13 protein-coding genes are annotated in these 16,647 nt (G+C 71.8%); 1 reads left to right on the plus strand and 12 read right to left on the minus strand.

Annotated elements, in window-relative coordinates; genetic code table 11:
• Positions 1–64: 64 nt before the first annotated feature.
• The 6 genes from DEI84_RS08105 to DEI84_RS08130 form a co-directional block, all read right to left on the minus strand.
• Positions 65–1,537 carry an NAD(P)/FAD-dependent oxidoreductase gene (locus tag DEI84_RS08105; protein WP_110890348.1) on the minus strand — a complete coding sequence of 491 codons (1,473 nt, stop codon included), beginning with the start codon at positions 1,535–1,537 and terminating at the stop codon, positions 65–67.
• Between the two features lie 43 nt (positions 1,538–1,580).
• On the minus strand, positions 1,581–2,129 hold the full coding sequence (locus DEI84_RS08110) for a DUF501 domain-containing protein (RefSeq protein WP_110823620.1): 549 nt from the start codon (positions 2,127–2,129) through the stop codon (positions 1,581–1,583).
• A 35-nt stretch (positions 2,130–2,164) separates the two neighbouring features.
• On the minus strand, positions 2,165–2,740 hold the full coding sequence (locus tag DEI84_RS08115) for a septum formation initiator family protein (protein ID WP_110823980.1): 576 nt from the start codon (positions 2,738–2,740) through the stop codon (positions 2,165–2,167).
• Positions 2,741–3,564: 824 nt separating this feature from the next.
• Positions 3,565–4,848 carry a phosphopyruvate hydratase gene (gene eno, locus DEI84_RS08120; RefSeq protein ID WP_110890349.1) on the minus strand — a complete coding sequence of 428 codons (1,284 nt, stop codon included), beginning with the start codon at positions 4,846–4,848 and terminating at the stop codon, positions 3,565–3,567.
• 98 nt (positions 4,849–4,946) lie between these two features.
• Positions 4,947–6,191 carry a histidine--tRNA ligase gene (gene hisS, locus DEI84_RS08125; RefSeq protein WP_110890350.1) on the minus strand — a complete coding sequence of 415 codons (1,245 nt, stop codon included), beginning with the start codon at positions 6,189–6,191 and terminating at the stop codon, positions 4,947–4,949.
• A gap of 216 nt (positions 6,192–6,407) precedes the next feature.
• Positions 6,408–7,331 carry a MazG family protein gene (locus DEI84_RS08130; protein WP_110890351.1) on the minus strand — a complete coding sequence of 308 codons (924 nt, stop codon included), beginning with the start codon at positions 7,329–7,331 and terminating at the stop codon, positions 6,408–6,410.
• Between the two features lie 127 nt (positions 7,332–7,458).
• On the opposite strand from DEI84_RS08130, the gene nhaA reads away from it, so the two are divergent.
• Complete coding sequence (gene nhaA / locus DEI84_RS08135; protein WP_110890352.1) at positions 7,459–8,637, plus strand: Na+/H+ antiporter NhaA; 1,179 nt, start codon at positions 7,459–7,461, stop codon at positions 8,635–8,637.
• Between the two features lie 100 nt (positions 8,638–8,737).
• Here the strand turns inward: nhaA and mfd are convergent, their stop codons facing one another.
• The 6 genes from mfd to manD form a co-directional block, all read right to left on the minus strand.
• Complete coding sequence (gene mfd / locus DEI84_RS08140) at positions 8,738–12,331, minus strand: transcription-repair coupling factor (protein WP_110890353.1); 3,594 nt, start codon at positions 12,329–12,331, stop codon at positions 8,738–8,740.
• Positions 12,332–12,435: 104 nt separating this feature from the next.
• Entirely contained in the window at positions 12,436–12,621 is a 186-nt protein-coding gene (locus DEI84_RS08145; RefSeq protein WP_110890354.1) for a hypothetical protein, read from the minus strand.
• Entirely contained in the window at positions 12,621–13,205 is a 585-nt protein-coding gene (gene pth, locus DEI84_RS08150; RefSeq protein ID WP_110823613.1) for an aminoacyl-tRNA hydrolase, read from the minus strand. Before pth ends, DEI84_RS08145 begins: the two co-directional genes overlap by 1 nt.
• A gap of 27 nt (positions 13,206–13,232) precedes the next feature.
• Positions 13,233–13,871: a 50S ribosomal protein L25/general stress protein Ctc gene (locus DEI84_RS08155; protein ID WP_110890355.1), complete on the minus strand. Its 639-nt coding sequence runs from the start codon at positions 13,869–13,871 to the stop codon at positions 13,233–13,235.
• Between the two features lie 209 nt (positions 13,872–14,080).
• On the minus strand, positions 14,081–15,214 hold the full coding sequence (locus DEI84_RS08160; protein WP_146236330.1) for a hypothetical protein: 1,134 nt from the start codon (positions 15,212–15,214) through the stop codon (positions 14,081–14,083).
• A complete protein-coding gene (manD, locus tag DEI84_RS08165) occupies positions 15,211–16,428 on the minus strand; it encodes a D-mannonate dehydratase ManD (RefSeq protein WP_110890496.1) in 1,218 nt (405 codons plus the stop codon). Before manD ends, DEI84_RS08160 begins: the two co-directional genes overlap by 4 nt.
• Between the last annotated feature and the right edge of the window lie 219 nt (positions 16,429–16,647).

Here is a 16,647-nt window from a genome sequence, read left to right on the forward strand (position 1 = left end):
CTACCGACGCCGGAGGGCGGCCACCCGTCGGGTGACCGCCCTCTCGACAGCGGGTGTGCGCTGCCTACTCGGCCTTGGCGGACTCGCCGGCGCCGACGGGCTCGGCGGCCTTCGAGACGTCCTCGGCGGGCGTGGCGTACGCGGGACCGGCAGCACCGGCGGGCTGGCCCTCGGCCGGGGACTCGGCTGCCGGAGCGGCCTCGACGGCCGGCTTCGGGCGGGAGGCCCACGCCTCGAACGCGGCGCGGGGCGTCTCACGGTCGTCGAGCGACACGATGTCGCGACCGAGGAAGAAGCCGGAGACCCAGTCGCCGACGACGCGGATCTTGCGCTCCCACGACGGCATGGCCAGACCGTGGTAGCCGCGGTGGGCGCCCCAGGCCAGGAAGCCCTTCATCGCGAACTTGCCGGACTGGAAGACACCGATGCCGAGACCGAGGCCGGCGACGGCACCGAGGTTCTCGTGCTTGTAGTCGACGGTGGCTTCGCCGCGCAGGGTCGCGACGATGTTCTTCGCGAGCTGCTTGGCCTGACGGACCGCGTGCTGGGCGTTCGGCACACACATGCCGCCGACGCCACCACCGGTGAGGTCCGGGACGGCCGCGACGTCGCCGCAGGCCCAGGCGTCGGCGATGACCGTGCCCTCGTCGACGATGCGGAGGTCGGGCTGCACCGTGATGCGGCCGCGGGGCTCGAGCGGGAAGTCGGTGCCCTTGACCATCGGGTTCGCCATGACGCCGGCGGTCCAGATGATCAGGTCGGACTCGATGACCTCGATCGACTCGTCCTTGGCCTTGAGCTGGCAGACGCCACCGACGGCCGAGGCGAGCTGCGTCTCGAGGTGCACGGTGGCCCCGCGCTCGGCGAGGTTCTTGAGCACCCAGTGCGAGGTCTCGAGCGAGACCTCGGGCATGATGCGGCCCATCGCCTCGACGAGGTGGAAGTGCGTGTCCTCGAAGGCGATCTGCGGGTAGCTGCTGAGCAGGTCCGAGACGAAGGAGCGGAGTTCGGCGAAGACCTCGATACCGGCGAAGCCACCACCGACGACGACGACCGTGAGTAGACGCTGCCGCTCGGGGCCGGCCGGCAGGTTCGCTGCCTTGGCGAAGTTGGTGAGGATCTTGTCGCGGATCGCCGCGGCCTCTTCGATGGTCTTCAGGCCGATGGCCTCGTCCGCGACGCCCGGGATCGGGAAGGTGCGCGAGACGGCGCCGGCGGTCATGACGATCTGGTCGTACGACTCCTGCCACGGCTCGCCGACCGCGGGGGTGATGGTCGCGGTCTTGTTCGCGTGGTCGACCCCGGTGACCTTCGCGGTGACGACGCGGGTCGACTTGAGGTGGCGGCGGTGCGAGACCACGGCGTGACGCGGCTCGATCGACCCGGCGGCGACCTCGGGGAGGAACGGCTGGTACGTCATGTACGGCAGCGGGTCCACCATGACGACGTCGGCTTCGCCGTTGCGAAGGTGCTTCTCGAGCTTCCATGCGGTGTAGAAGCCGGCGTAGCCGCCGCCGACGACGAGGATCTTGGGCACGGTTGGTGATCTCCTTGGGGTGGTTGGACTGCTGGGCGGCTGGTCAGGACTCGCCGCCACCCACCCCGACTCCGGCGTCTGCATCCTCATCATAGGCCCGGCATTCGCACCGGGACGGCGACCAGTCCGCGCGCTCCAGCGCGAGGTCTCCGATGGGGTTGACGCCGGGTCCGGCGGCGAGGGCGTGCCCGACCAGTGCGTGCAGGCACTTCACACGGGTGGGCATGCCACCGGCGCTGATGCCCGCGATCTCCTCGACGTGCTCGATCGACTCACGGTCGTCGAGGTACGCCTGGTGCGCGTGGCGGTACTGCTCAGCGGTGTCCGCGTCCTCGAGGAGGGCGGCCAGCTCGGGCATGACCTGGTTCGCCTCGAGGGTGCTGACCGCTGCGGTGGCTGCCGGGTGGCAGAGGTAGTAGAGCGTCGGGAACGGGGTGCCGTTGCCGAGGCGGGGCTTCGTGGACACGACCGTCGGGTTGCCGCAGACGCAGCGAGCAGCGATGCCGATCACGTCACGGGCGGGGCGTCCGAGCTGGGCGGTCACCACCTGCACGTCGTGCGCGGTCGGCGGGTCGAACGGAGGGGTCGTCACGGGCACGTGAGCCTACCCGACTCCGCGCGTCGGCCCTACTCGGGGGACGAGCCGCTGTCCGTCCCGCGGTCGGTGTCGCTGCCGCTGCCGTCACCGGTGTCGCCGCGGCGCTCGAGTTCGTCATCGGTCTCGTCCGACAGCCCGGACTCGAGGACGGACGAGAGCATCGACCGCACCCAGTCCACGTCCGGCGTCTGCACCGTCGAGCTGACCGGGGTGCCGGACTCGGTCCTCGGCGCCGGGGTGGCCGAAGCGCCGGCCTCGCTGCCCATCACCAGGTAGCTCTCCTCGCCCGGGTACACGTAGAGCAGGCGGTCGCGCGCCTGTGCCTCGATGTAAGCGGGGTCGTCCCAGCGCGCCACGTCGTGCTTCTTCTGCGCGACGTCGGCCTTCTGCGCCGCGACCTGCCGCTGCATGTCGGTGATCTGGTCCTGCTGCTGCACGAGCGTGCGGAGCGAGGGGGCGAGCACCACGACGAAGAGCACGATGATCGCGAGCATCAGCAAGCTGAACCCGGAGAAGTGCAGCGACCGGTACCACGGCTGTCCCGAGGTCGCTCCCTCGGGCATGGCCACGGGGACGCGGCGGACGCGGGGCTTCTGGCTGGGCACGACGACGACGATAACGCGGCCGTCGGGGCTCGGCATCCCGCCGCGCGCGCGTTGCGCACCCTCTCAGCGACGGCTGCCGACGCTGGAAGCGCGCCCCGCGCCTCCAGTCCGGCTCGGGTCCCCGAGACGCCCCCGCCGCACCGAGACGCCGCCAGGCCGCCGAGACGCCGCCGAATTCGGAGGCGTCTCGCGCGCATCGCGGCGTCGTACGCAGACGGGGGCGTCTCGCTCCACCGGCCTGGAGGCACGGCCCGGGTCTCCCGGCTGGCTCGGGTCCCGGGACGTCAACTGACCGACGGGACGCCGCCGGGCCGCCGAATCGCCTCGACCTCGCCGAGACGCCGTCGGATTCGGAGGCGTCTCGCGCGCACCGCGGCGTCACGCGCAAACGGGGGCGTCTCGCTCCACCGGCCTGAGGCACGGCTCGGGTCTCCCGGCTGGCTCGGGTCCCGGGACGCCAACTGACCGACGAGACGCCGCCGGGCCGCCGAACCGCCGCCACCTCGCCGAGACGCCGCCGAATTCGGAGGCGTCTCGCGCGCATCGCGGCGTCACGCGCGGACGGGGGCGTCTCGCTCCACCGGCCTGGAGGCTGGCTCGGGGCCCCGAGACGCCCTGGCCGCGCCGAAACGCCGCCACCTCGGCGAGACGCCGTCGAATCCGGAGGCGTTCAGCACGCACCGCGGCGTCGTCCACAGACGGGGGCGTCTCGCGCAGACGAGGCGGCTCGCGTGAGTCGGTGGCACGCGCGGACGGGTCCGTTCCGCGCAACGGCGAGACGCCGCCCTCCGAACGGAGGACGGCGTCTCGGGGGGGGTGCTGGGTTACAGCGAAGCCGAACGCGGGAAGGCGGAGCGGCCGGCGTAGACCGCCGCGTCGCCGAGCTCTTCCTCGATGCGGAGCAGCTGGTTGTACTTGGCGACGCGGTCCGAGCGGGCCGGGGCGCCGGTCTTGATCTGACCACCGTCGACCGCGACCGCGATGTCCGCGATCGTGGTGTCCTCGGTCTCACCGGAGCGGTGCGACAGGATCGCGGTCATGCCGTGGCGGTGCGCGAGGGAGACCGCGTCGAGGGTCTCGGTCAGCGTGCCGATCTGGTTCACCTTGACCAGGATCGAGTTGCCGGCCTTCTCGTCGATGCCGCGCTGGAGCCGCGTCGGGTTGGTGACGAACAGGTCGTCGCCGACGATCTGCAGCTTCGAACCGAGCTCGGCGGTCAGGTGGGTCCAGCCCTCCCAGTCGTCCTCGGCCAGCGGGTCCTCGATCGTGGCGAGCGGGTAGTCACGGGCCAGGTCGACGAAGTACTGCGTGAACTCGGCGCTCGAGAGCTGCTTGCCCTCGAAGGAGTACTTGCCGTCGTGGAAGAACTCGGTGCTGGCGACGTCGAGGCCCAGCGCGATGTCCTTGCCCGGGGTGAAGCCGGCCTTCTCGATCGCCGCGAGGAGGAAGTCGAGCGCGGCGCGGTTCGAGGCGAGCTCCGGCGCGAAGCCGCCCTCGTCACCGAGGCCGGTCGCGAGGCCCTGCTTCTTCAGCTCGCCCTTGAGGGCGTGGTAGGTCTCGACGCCCCAGCGCAGGGCCTCCGAGAAGGACTCGGCGCCGTACGGCACCAGGAAGAACTCCTGGATGTCGACGTTTGTGTCGGCGTGCGCGCCGCCGTTGACGACGTTCATGAGCGGCACGGGGAGCGTGTGCGCGTTCGGGCCACCGAGGTAGCGGAACAGCGGCAGGTCGACCGAGTCGGCCGCGGCGCGGGCCACCGCGAGCGAGGCACCGAGGATGGCGTTCGCGCCGAGGCGGGACTTGTTCTCGGTGCCGTCGAGCTCGATCAGCGCGGCGTCGACGAGACGCTGGTCGGTGGCGTCGAAGCCCTCGAGCGCCGGGCCGATCTCGTCGAGCACGGCCTCGACGGCCTTGAGCACGCCCTTGCCGCCGTACCGGGAGTCGTCGCCGTCGCGCAGCTCGTACGCTTCGAAGGCGCCGGTGGAGGCACCGGACGGAACGAGGGCGCGCGAGACGACACCGTCGTCGAGGAGGACCTCGACCTCGACCGTCGGGTTGCCTCGGGAATCGAGGACTTCGCGTGCGCCTACGGCATCGATCACTGCCACGGGGAACTCCCTGTCGTTGGGTTGTGGTGGTTGCGCTGTCGATCCTAGCGACGCCGCTGCACCGCGACGCCTGGCTGTGGATGACCGGGAGGAGTCCGTCAGGCGAGCGGACGGAACTCCACGCCGTCGAGCGACGTGGTGTCGGTCCCGACGGTGGCGAACGAGCCGAAGCCCTGCTCCGCGAGTCCGGCGAGGAGGTTCTTCATGTTCTTCGTGCGCTTCTCGAGGCGCACGCGGTGGTGCGTGTCCAGTGCCTCGGCCTTCAGCGCGGCCAACCGGACCGGGTCGACGTCCTTGTCGTACACGAGCACGACGGCGTCGGACTCGGCCGAACCGGGCAGCGACACGAGGTCCACGAGCCGCTCGAACCCGAGCGAGAACCCGACCGCCGGGACGTCCTGCCCGAGGAAGCGCCCGATCATGCCGTCGTAGCGGCCGCCCCCACCGAGGCTGTACCCGAAGTCGGGGTGCGCGACCTCGAAGATCGTGCCGGTGTAGTACCCCATGCCGCGGACGAGCGTCGGGTCGAAGCGGAGGTCGACGCCCGGGAGCGCCGCGCGCAGTCGCTCGAGGTCAGCGAACGCCTCGGCGTCGAGCCAGTCGGCACCGCGCACGCTGTCCCAGTCGGCGGACTCGAGCGCCCGGATCGTGTCGGCCGTGGCGGCGGGGTCGAGGCCGAGCGTGGTCCCGAGCTCCTCCGCGACGCCGACGGCCCCGATCTTGTCGAGCTTGTCGACCGTGATGAGGGCCCGGTCGGCTGCGGACTGCTCGGTGACCCCCCACGAGGCGAGGAGCGCGAGCAGGATGCGGCGGTCGTTGATCCGGATCGACGTGCCGACGATGCCGAGCGCGTCGAGCGCCGCGGTGGTCGCCCGGATGAGTTCGATCTCGGCGAGCTGCCCGGGCTCGCCCAGGACGTCGATGTCGCACTGCACGAACTGGCGGTAGCGCCCCTTCTGCGGACGCTCGGCACGCCACACGGGCGCGATCTGCACGGCACGGAACACGCTCGGCAGTTCGGCGCGGTGGGAGGCGTAGAACCGAGCGAGCGGGACGGTCAGGTCGAACCGCAGCCCGAGGTCGGCGAGGTCCAGCGGCGCGTCGGCCTGCCGCAGGTCCTCGGTGGTCAGCCCGCGGCGCATCACGGCGAAGGCCAGCTTCTCGTTGTCGCCACCGAGTCCGGAGTGGAGGCGGGCGGCGTCCTCGACGACCGGCGTCTCGATCTCGTCGAACCCGTGTCGCGCGTACACACCGCGGATGACGCCGAGCACGTGCTCCCGCCGGGCCTTGTCGGCGGGGAGGTGGTCTCGCATGCCCCTGGGGGCCGTCACGGTCGTCGCCATGCCGTCGATTCTCGCAGAGCACGACCGCCTCTTGCAGCAGCGCGTGTCCGCTGATATGCTGCATCCAGAACCTCGGTCGGAGCGTGCCTGATCCGCGCGTCGGCCGGCAGCGGAGGCGGCGTGCTGCAAGCGCCTCCGCGGTTCGAGCGGGATCCCCTGTCGGCGTCGCTCCCTGGTGACGCCGTCTCCCGCTCGCGGGCGTCCTCCTTTTTCGGGTTAGGAGGACGCCCGCTCTTCGTCGTGGTCGTAACGGTCGTCCCCGCGGTCGTCCTGCTCCAGGCCGCGGCCCGCCACCTCGAGCATCGCCACCGCGGCTCGCAGACTCGCGATCGGGTCCAAGCCCTGTTCGTGCGCAACGGCCACCTCGGCGAGCATCCCGGCGCCCCAGGCCGCGTCGACCCGGGTCCCCGGCTGCTGCCCGGCAGCGGCGTCACCGGGGTCCGCGGCACCGACGACGTCCGCAGCACCGACCGCGCCGGAGGCCGCCGCTCCGTCGGCGCCACCGGGAGCGTCGGCGACACCGGGAGCACCGGGCGCTCCGGGAGCGACGGGGGCGCCGGGGACGTCGGCGGCAGCGGGTACCCCGGCGACACCGGGAGCGACGCGGGCACCGGGGACGGGATCGACCACCTCGAGCACGGCGCCGTCCGTCACGGAAGCCATCGCGGCGTGCAGGTCACCACGCTCCTCCAACCGCTCCAGGAGCTTCACGGCACGTTCGAGCGGCGGCATCGCCCGCGGCACGCCCGTGTACGCGCTCGTCCGCGACGACTTCTCGGCGGCCTTCGCGGCACGCCAGACCCGGATGACGTCCTCGACCGTGTGCGCTTCCTCGTCGCCGAAGACGTGCGGGTGGCGCCGCTGCATCTTCTCGCGCACGGAGTCGGCCACGTCGTCGAGGTCGAACCTCCCCTGCCGCGCGGCGATCCCCGCGTGCAACACGACCTGGTACAGGACGTCGCCCAGTTCCTCGCGGAGTTCGTCGTCGTCCCCGCCGTCGATCGCGTCGACGAGCTCGTAGGTCTCCTCGACGGCGTACCGGGCGAGGGTGGCATGGGTCTGCTCGCGGTTCCAGACGCATCCGTGCTCGGGGTCGAGCAGGCGGTCCACGACGGCGACGAGTTCGGCAACGGCAGTCATGCCGCCATGCTGCCACCCGCGGCTCCGCGTGGATCGGGCTCCCGGGCCGTCCCGCTATCCTGGTGGAGGTGTGTCGGGAAGTCTGGTCGACGGTCCGTTCCCCGTACCCGATCTCCACCGGAGCCGCATGCCGTCCTTCGTCCGTTCGCCCCGTTTCAGCGCGATCGCCCTCCTCACCGCCGCCGTCCTCGGACTGGTCGTCGCCAACACCGCACTCGGCCCCGGTCTCGAGCGGGGCCTCGACTGGCACACCCCGTGGGGGGCGGTCGGCTTCGACCTCTCCATCGCCCACTGGGTCAGCGACGGCCTGCTCGCGGTCTTCTTCCTGCTGGTCGCCATCGAGCTGAAGCACGAGCTGGTCGCCGGCGAGCTCGCGAACCCGAAGACGGCCGTCGTCCCGGCCATCGCCGCGGTCGGCGGTGTGCTCGTGCCGGCGCTCGTCTACCTGCTCGTCACCGCCGGGACGCCGTACACCCACGGATGGCCGATCCCGACCGCGACGGACATCGCGTTCGCGCTCGGGGTCCTGGCGATGTTCGGGCGCGGGCTGCCCGCGACGATCCGGGTGTTCCTGCTCGCCCTCGCGGTCCTCGACGACCTGATCGCGATCGTCATCATCGCCGTCGTCTTCGCGCACGGCACGGACTTCCTCGCGCTCGGCGGCGCAGCGGTCCTGCTCGTGGTCTTCGCACTGCTCGGACGCCGGCTGCGCCCGGGCAGTGCCGCGCAGCCGTTCCTCGTCGTCGCGATGGTCCTCGTCGGCCTCGTCACGTGGTGGCTCGTGTACCACTCGGGTGTGCACGCGACCATCGCCGGTGTGGCCCTCGGGTTGGTCCTCCCCCGACGTCCGGGCGGCACCCTGCACGAGCAGGTCGAGCCGTGGTCGAACGCGATCGTGCTCCCCGTCTTCGCCTTCGTCTCCGCAGCGGTCGTGATCCCCGCCGTCGGCATCGGCGAACTCTCCCCGACGTTCTGGGCGGTCGTCCTGGCGCTGCCGGTCGGCAAGGTCATCGGCATCACCCTGTTCGGCGTCGTGGCCGGTCGGCTCTTCCGCGGACCGGGTCGGTCGACCCTCTCGGTCGGCTCCGTGATGACGGTCGGCGTGCTCGGCGGCATCGGCTTCACCGTGTCGCTGCTCATGAACGAACTGGCGTTCGCGGCGAACGAGGAGATCGTCGACGAGGGCGTCCTCGCGGTCCTCGTCGGGTCGGGCATCGCGATGGTCGCGTCCGCGGTCGTGGTGTCGGTGCGGGCGCGCCGGTACCGCCAGCGGCGCGAGCTGTCCGAGGCCGAAGCCACCGAGTAGCGCCCGCTCACGCACCGGCGCGACCACGTGACGGACGGGAGGCCCGGGACGGATCCGTCCCGGGCCTCCCGTCCGTCCGGTGGTCACCGGACGAGGACTGTCAGGCGGCCGGCGCCTCCGCCCGGGCAGGCGCTCCGTAGACCGCGGTGAGGATGCTCTCCACCCAACCGATGAGGGCGTCGTCCGGCAGGGTCTCGCCGTGCGGCTTCGGGACCGGGATGCTCGCGGCGTCCTGCTGCGGGAACCAGCGTGCTCCGGCGAACATCCGCTTGAGGCGGACCTGCGCCGAGTCGGCGAGTTCCTTGCCCGCCACCCGCAGGTTCGACCCCATGACGACCACGTCGGACAGGCCGACCTGCTGCGCCATCCGGCGGAGGCGGGACACCTCGATCAGCGTCAGCACGGCCTGCGGCGGGGTGCCGTACCGGTCGGTGAGCTCGTCGAGGACCATGTCGATCGCCTCGGGCTGCGCGGCCGGGGCCGACGCGGCGGAGAGCTTCTGGTAGGCCTCGAGTCGGAGGCGCTCGGACTCGACGTAGTCCTCCGGGATGTGCGCGTCGACGGGGATCTCGAGCCGGAGCTCGGTCTGCCCCTCCGCCACGTCCCCGCGGAACTGCGACACCGCCTCGCCGATCATCCGGAGGTACAGGTCGAACCCGACGCCTGCGATGTGCCCGGACTGCTCGCCGCCGAGCAGGTTGCCGGCACCGCGGATCTCGAGGTCCTTCATCGCGACCTGCATGCCCGCGCCGAGCTCGTTGTTCGCCGCGATCGTCTCGAGGCGGTCCTGCGCGGTCTCGGACAGCGGCTTCTCGGCGTCGTACAGGAAGTACGCGTACCCGCGCTCGCGCCCACGACCGACACGGCCGCGGAGCTGGTGGAGCTGCGACAGGCCGTACTTGTCCGCCTTGTCGATGATCAAGGTGTTCGCGTTCGCGATGTCCAGACCGGTCTCGATGATCGTCGTGGACACGAGCACGTCGAACCGGCGCTCCCAGAAGTCGACCATGACCTGCTCGAGGGCCTGCTCGCCCATCTGCCCGTGCGCCACGGCGATGCGGGCGTCCGGCACGATCTCGGCCAGGTGCGACGCGACCGACTGGATGTCCTTCACGCGGTTGTGCACGTAGAACACCTGGCCCTCGCGGAGCATCTCGCGCTTGATCGCCGCGGCCACCTGCAGGTCCGACTGCGGTCCGACGAACGTGAGGATCGGGTGCCGGTCCTCCGGCGGGGTCGAGAGGGTCGACATCTCGCGGATGCCGGTCACCGCCATCTCGAGCGAGCGCGGGATCGGTGTCGCGGACATCGCCAGGACGTCGACGTTCGTCTTGAGCTTCTTGAGCTGGTCCTTGTGCTCGACACCGAAGCGCTGCTCCTCGTCGATGATGACGAGGCCGACGTCCTTGAACTGCACGCTCTGCGACAGGATCCGGTGCGTGCCGATCACGACGTCGACGGTGCCGTCGGCGAGGCCCGCGAGGGTCTCCTTCGTCTCCTTCTCGGTCTGGAACCGGCTCAGGGCGCGCAGGTTCACCGGGAACCCGGCGAACCGCTCCTGGAACGTCTCCATGTGCTGGCGGACGAGCAGTGTCGTCGGGACGAGCACGGCGACCTGCTTGCCGTCCTGCACCGCCTTGAACGCGGCGCGGATCGCGACCTCGGTCTTGCCGTAGCCGACGTCTCCGGAGAGCAGCCGGTCCATCGGGATCGGGCTCTCCATGTCGCGCTTGATCTCGTCGATGGTCGTCAGCTGGTCGACGGTCTCCGCGAAGGGGAACGCCTCTTCCAGCTCGCGCTGCCACGGGGTGTCCGGCCCGAACGCGTGCCCCTTCGACGCCATTCGGGCGGAGTACAGCTTCACGAGGTCCACCGCGATGTCGCGCACGGCCTTGCGCGCCTTCGACTTCGCGGCCGACCAGTCCGAGCCGCCCATCTTCGACAGGGTCGGGTTCTCGCCGCCGACGTACCGGGACAGCTGGTCGAGCTGGTCGGTCGGCACGAAGAGCTTGTCGCCGGGGTAGTTCCGCTTCGAGGGCGCGTACTCGAGCACCAGGTACTCACGCTGCTGCTTGACGGCGTTCCGGCCGCCGGAACTGACCTCCCTGCTGACCAGTTCCACGAACTTGCCGATGCCGTGCGTGGCGTGCACGACGACGTCGCCCGGCTTCAGCTGCAGCGGGTCGACGACGTTCTTGCGCCGGCTCGCGAGCTTCTTGACGGTGCGGGCGCCCTGCTGGACGCTGCGGCCGTAGAACTCGGCCTCGCTGAGGAGCGCGATGCGCGGGTCCGCGACGGCGAAGCCGTGCTCGACGCTGGCCGTCGTGACGATGGCGACGCCCGGCTCGGGAGGCCCGTCCAGCGTCTCGGCGCGCGCGGCCACCCCGGCGTCGGCGAGTACCTGCACCGCACGTTCGACGAGGCCCTGGCCCTGCGCCGTCACGACGACGGCCCACTGGTCGTCGGTCAGCGCCTTGACGTGGGCGACCGCACCGTCCGCACTGCCGGCGAAGCTCGGGATCGCCTCGCCCGGGACGCGGATGTACTCCCCCGCCTCGGCGGCCGCGTCGGCGTCGCTCAGCGGTTCGTCGGCGCCGGAGTCGAACGGCGACACCGTCCACCACGTGCGCTGCCCGCGGGTGTTCTTCAGCTGCTGGACCGTGAGGAAGTTGCCCGCGTCGAGGTCGATGGGCGCCTGGGCACCCGCCACGGCCGCGCTCCACGCCGCCTGCAGGAACTCCTGGTTCGTCTCGGCCAGGCTGTGCGCGCGACCGCTCACCCGCTCCGGCGAGAAGACCGCGATCGTCGCTTCCTCGGGCAGGTACTCCGTCACCGGCACGAGCTTGCGGACCAGCGCCGGGGCGAGGGACTCCATGCCCTCGACGGGGATCCCCTCGGACACCTTCGCGAGCATCTGCGACAGGTTCGGGAACTCGTGGAGCATCTCGCGCGCCCGCTGCCGGACGTCGTCGCTCAGGAGCAGTTCGCGTGATGCGGTGAGCTCCACCGCGTCGAGGTCGTCGTCCGTGGACCGCTGGTCGGCCACCGAGAACGCCTTGATGCCCTCGATCTCGTCACCGAAGAAGTCGACGCGGACGGGGTGGTCGGCCGTCGGCGGGAAGACGTCGAGGATGCCGCCGCGGACGGCGAACTCCCCGCGGCGGGTGACGAGGTCCACCCGGGCGTACGCGAGGTCGACGAGCTGTGCGGCGATCGCGCCGAGGTCGTTGCCCCGCGACGCGCTCCGCAGCACGACCGGCGCGAGCTCGGTCAGGTTGTCGGCGATCGGTTGGAGCGCTGCCCGGACGCTCGCGACCACGACGGTCGTCCGGCGCTGCGCGGCAGGGGCGTCCTGCCACCGCTGCAGTGCGCGGAGGGTCGCGATGCGGGTGCCGACGGTCTGCGGGCTCGGGCTGAGACGCTCGTGCGGCAGGGTCTCCCACGCCGGGAACTCGAGCACGTCCGCGTCGGGGACGGTGCAGCTGAGGGCGTCACGGACGGCTTCGGCCTCCCGCCCGGTCGCGGTGATGACGAAGGCGCACTGCGGACCCGAGCGCTCGGCCAGCAGGGCGGCGAACAGGGGCACGCGCAGGCCGTCGACCACCGAGAAGTCGGCGTCGCGAGGAGCGGCACGGAGCGCACGATCGAAGGAGGAGGCGCGCGAGAGCGCAGGGATGAGGCCCGAGATCGTCACTCACACGATGGTACCGGCGGCCCCCGACAGCGGTCGCGGCGTGCGCGACGGGCGAACAGGAGGCGCGTGGCGGAGCCGGGGCGGGCCTCCCGGCCGGTTCCGGCTCAGGAGCTGCCCGGCTCCAGGTCGTCCGGCGGCGGCGTCGGCTCGCCCTCGCGCGCCTGCTCGGCCGCGCGGCGACCGAGGAAGCGCGCCGTCCCGACGAGCGCGATGCCCATGACCGAGACGACGACGAGCGCGGCCGTGGCGAACGGGTTCGTCGCGAGCACGACGGCGGCGACGGCGTTCATCAGGCCGGGGCGTGGAAGCGCTGCTGCGCGGCGAGCAGGCCGTCGGTCACGATCGCCTCGACGGCGTCGGCCGCGTCGGCGAGGAGGTTCGGCAGCGCCTTCTTCTCGGCCGCGGAGAAGTCACGCAGCACGTAGTCGGCCGGGTCCTGACGACCGGGCGGGCGTCCGATGCCGACCCGCACGCGGGCGAACTCGTTCGTGTTCGTCGCCTTGATGACGTCGCGGATGCCGTTGTGCCCGCCGTGGCCACCGTTGCCCTTGAGCTTCACGGAGTCGAACGGCAGGTCGAGCTCGTCGTGGACCAGGATCAGGTCCGCCGGCGGCACGCTGTAGAACCCGAGGACGGCGGAGACCGGACCGCCGGACGTGTTCATGAACGACCCGGGCTTCGCGAGGACGAGCTTCGGGCCCCCCGGTACGAGGCGCCCCTCGGCGACCTGGTTCGGGGTCTTGTGCTTCCTGAACGTGGCACCCATCCGGGCGGCCAGTTCGTCGAGGACCATCTGGCCGACGTTGTGACGGTTGCCCGCGTAGTCGGGCCCGGGGTTCCCGAGCCCGACCACCACGAACGTGCGCTCCGCCATCAGCGTCGGCCAGACGTCGTCGTCGTCTTACTCGGAGTCGGCGTCGGCCGGGGCGGAGCCGCCCTCGGTGCCGGCCTCGGCGCCCGCCTCGGCAGCGGCCTCGTCGGCGGCGTCGTCGTCAGCGGTGCCACGCGGGGTGACGATCTGGACGACGAGCGACTCGGCGTCGGTCTCGAGCTCGGCACCGGCCGGGAGCTGCAGGTCGGACGCGTGGACCTGCGCACCGTCCTCGAGGCCCTCGACGTCCACGACGACGTGCTCGGGGATGTCGGTCGCCTCGACGAGCAGGGAGACGCTCGCCAGGTCCTGCACGTGGATGGTGCCGGCGAAGGACTCGCCCTCGATGACGACGGGCACGTCGACCGTGACCTTCTCGCCACGACGCACGACGACGAGGTCGATGTGCTCGATGATCTGACGCACCGGGTCACGCTGGACGTCCTTGACGAGGGCGAGCTGGGCAGCACCCTCGATGTCGAGGTCCACGACCGCGTTGGCGGTACGGACGAGGAGCATCGTCTCGTGGCCCGGCAGGCTGATGTGCTGCGGCTCGGTGCCGTGACCGTAGACGACGGCGGGGATCTTGTCGGCGGCGCGGAGCTTGCGGGCCGCACCCTTGCCGAACTTGGTGCGGACTTCCGCTGCGAGCTTGGTGTAGTCAGCCATGATGCCTCCTGGTGTCGGGGACGACGCCGGAGTGCCGGCATCGGGGGGTCTGTGGTGTTGCAACTCGAACGCGTGCACGCGTGAGGAACGTTCCCAGGGCTGGCCGGGTCTCCCACCGCGTCGATCACGGCCGCTTGCGCGGCCCTCGCCGAAGTCAGTCACCCATCCTAGCAGGGCCTCCGGGCGTGTCGCGACGGTGCCGAGACTGGTCAGCGGCGACGGTGGTGCCGGGCGGCGACGAGGGCTTCCCGGGCGCGGTCGCTCGCGGCCTCGGCGTCGTCGCGCTCCTGCCCGAGCCGCTCGGCCTCGGCGTCGAGGTCGGCCTGCTCCTGGTCGAGGACGGTGAGCTGTCGCTCGAGGTCCCGACGGCGGCGGTCGAGGTCGGCGCGTCGGTCCTCGACGTCCTCGAGGGCGGACTCCGCCTGGTCGAGAGCGGCATCGGCCTGGCGGGAGGCACGTCTCGCTGCCGTCTCGGCCTCGCGCGCCTCGCGGCGCTCGGCTGCGGGGTCGCGTTGGTCCTCGTCGGAGGCCGGCACGTCGGGCCCCTCAGGAGCGTCCGGTTCGGCAGCAGCATCTGGTCCATCCGGCGCATCCGGCTCGTCAGGGGTCCCAGGCCCGTCAGGAGCATCCGGCTCGTCGGGGGTCCCCGGCTCGTCGGGGATCCCGGGCTCGTCGGGGGTCCCGGGCTCGTCGTCTGCGGGACCGGGCGCGGCGGGACGGCCTGCACCGCGCCTCCCGGCCGTGATCGGGATGGGAGGCGCGTCGCTGCCGGACCACGCGTCCGGGACGGCGTCCGGGACGGCCACCGCGTCGGTCAGGTCGACGTCCTCGAACCCCACGCTCTCGAGGGGCCGCAGGAGGAGGCCCGATCGGATCGCGGCGCCGGCGTGCGGGTCGGCCATGCCGGCCTCGATGGTCGCGCGGACCTGCTCGAGCACGGTCGGGGTCGGCGGGTGCCCGGCCGCGGCCGCTCGGTCGGCCCCGGTGTCGGCGAGCGCCGCCACGACCTGGGACCGCTGCTTCCGGAGTGTCGCGATCTGCTGCGGGTCCGCGGAGGCCTGCGCCTGCCGGAGGGCCGGACCGAGGTCGACGGCGTCGTCGAGGGCGTCCTCGGAGGCGAGTAGGTCGACGATCCACGCGGCCGGCGCGGGCTTCTTCAGCTTCCCGATCGCTGCCGCGAGCTCCCGGTCGTCCTTCCGGACCGCTCGTAGCCGTGCCGTCCGCGCGGCCACGAAGTCGCCCGGAGCGGCGCGCAACAGGTCGCGGGCGACGTCGGCGAGCGCTGCGGGGTCCACGCCACCACTCTGCCCGTCGGGCACGGTGCGGCGCCCGGGAACGCTCACCAGTCGTGCACGGTGCCGTCCGCCAGGCGGTTGAACGGCAGGTACGCCTGCTCGTACGGGTACTTCCCGGCCTCGTCGACGTCGAGCGAGACGCCGATGCCGGGCTCGTCGCCGGGGTGCAGGTACCCGTCGGTGAAGGTGGCCGTCTGCTGGAACACCTGGTTCGTCCTCGGGCCGTGCTGCATGTACTCCTGGATCCCGAAGTTGTGGATGGCGAGCCCGAGGTGCATCTGGGCCGCCATCCCCACCGGCGAGATGTCGGTCGGCCCGTGGAACCCGGACTTCACCTGGTACATCGCGGCGTAGTCCATCGTCTTCCGCAGCGGGGTCACGCCGCCCATGTGCGTGACGGCGCCGCGGACGTAGTCGATGAGCTGGTCGCGGATGAGGTCCTTGAAGTCCCAGACCGTGTTGAAGACCTCACCGATGGCGAGCGGGGTCGTGGTGTGCTGCCGGACGAGTCGGAGCGCTTCCTGGTTCTCGGCGGGGGTGCAGTCCTCGAGCCAGAAGAGGTCGTACGGCTCGAGCGACTTCCCGAGCTTGGCGGCCTGGATCGGGGTCATCCGGTGGTGTCCGTCGTGCAGGAGCGGCAGCTCGGGGCTGAACTCGTTGCGGACCGCCTCGAAGACGGTCGGCAGGTGCCGGAGGTACGCGCGGGTGTCCCAGTCCTCCATGGCCGGGAACACCCCACGCTGCGCGGGCTCGAAGTCGTAGCGGACGCCGGCGTTGCCCTCGGTGGTGCGGTTCGAGGCGATGCCGTAGATGGACTCGAGCCCCGGCACGCCGGTCTGGACGCGGATCGACCGGTACCCCTCGGCCTGGTGCTGGCGGATCGAGTCGAACAGCTCCGGGAGGTCCTTGCCCGAGGCGTGCCCGTACGCCATCAGCCCGGTCCGGGAAGCACCGCCGAGCAGCTGGTAGAGCGGCATCCCGGCGACCTTGGCCTTGATGTCCCAGAGCGCCATGTCGACGGCGGCGATCGCGGCCATCGTCACCGGACCCCGACGCCAGTAGGTCGAGCGGTAGAGGAACTGCCAGGCGTCCTCGATGCGGCTGGCGTCCCGACCGGTGAGCAGCGGGACGACGTGCTCGGACAGGTACGCGGCGACCGCGAGCTCGCGGCCGTTCAGGGTCGCGTCACCGAGACCGGTGACGCCGTCCGCGGTGGTCAGTTTGAGGGTGACGAAGTTCCGGTCCGGACTGGTGACGATCACCTCGGCACGGTCGACGAGCTGTCCACGGTCCGTGCTCGGACAGGTGTCCGGCCTGGAGGCTGTGCCTCCGCCCGCAGAGCGGGCGTCGGTCGCACCGGGGGTCGGGTTCGCGGGATCGGTCACGGCGTTGCTCCTCCTCGAGGTGGGCGCGGTGCTCCTCCGCGGCGGTGCGGGATGCATCCGGCGTCCACCTGTCGAGCCTGCACCGGCGGCGGCCGT

The sequence above is a fragment of the Curtobacterium sp. MCBD17_023 genome (genome assembly GCF_003224415.1).
Classification (GTDB): Bacteria; Actinomycetota; Actinomycetes; order Actinomycetales; family Microbacteriaceae; genus Curtobacterium.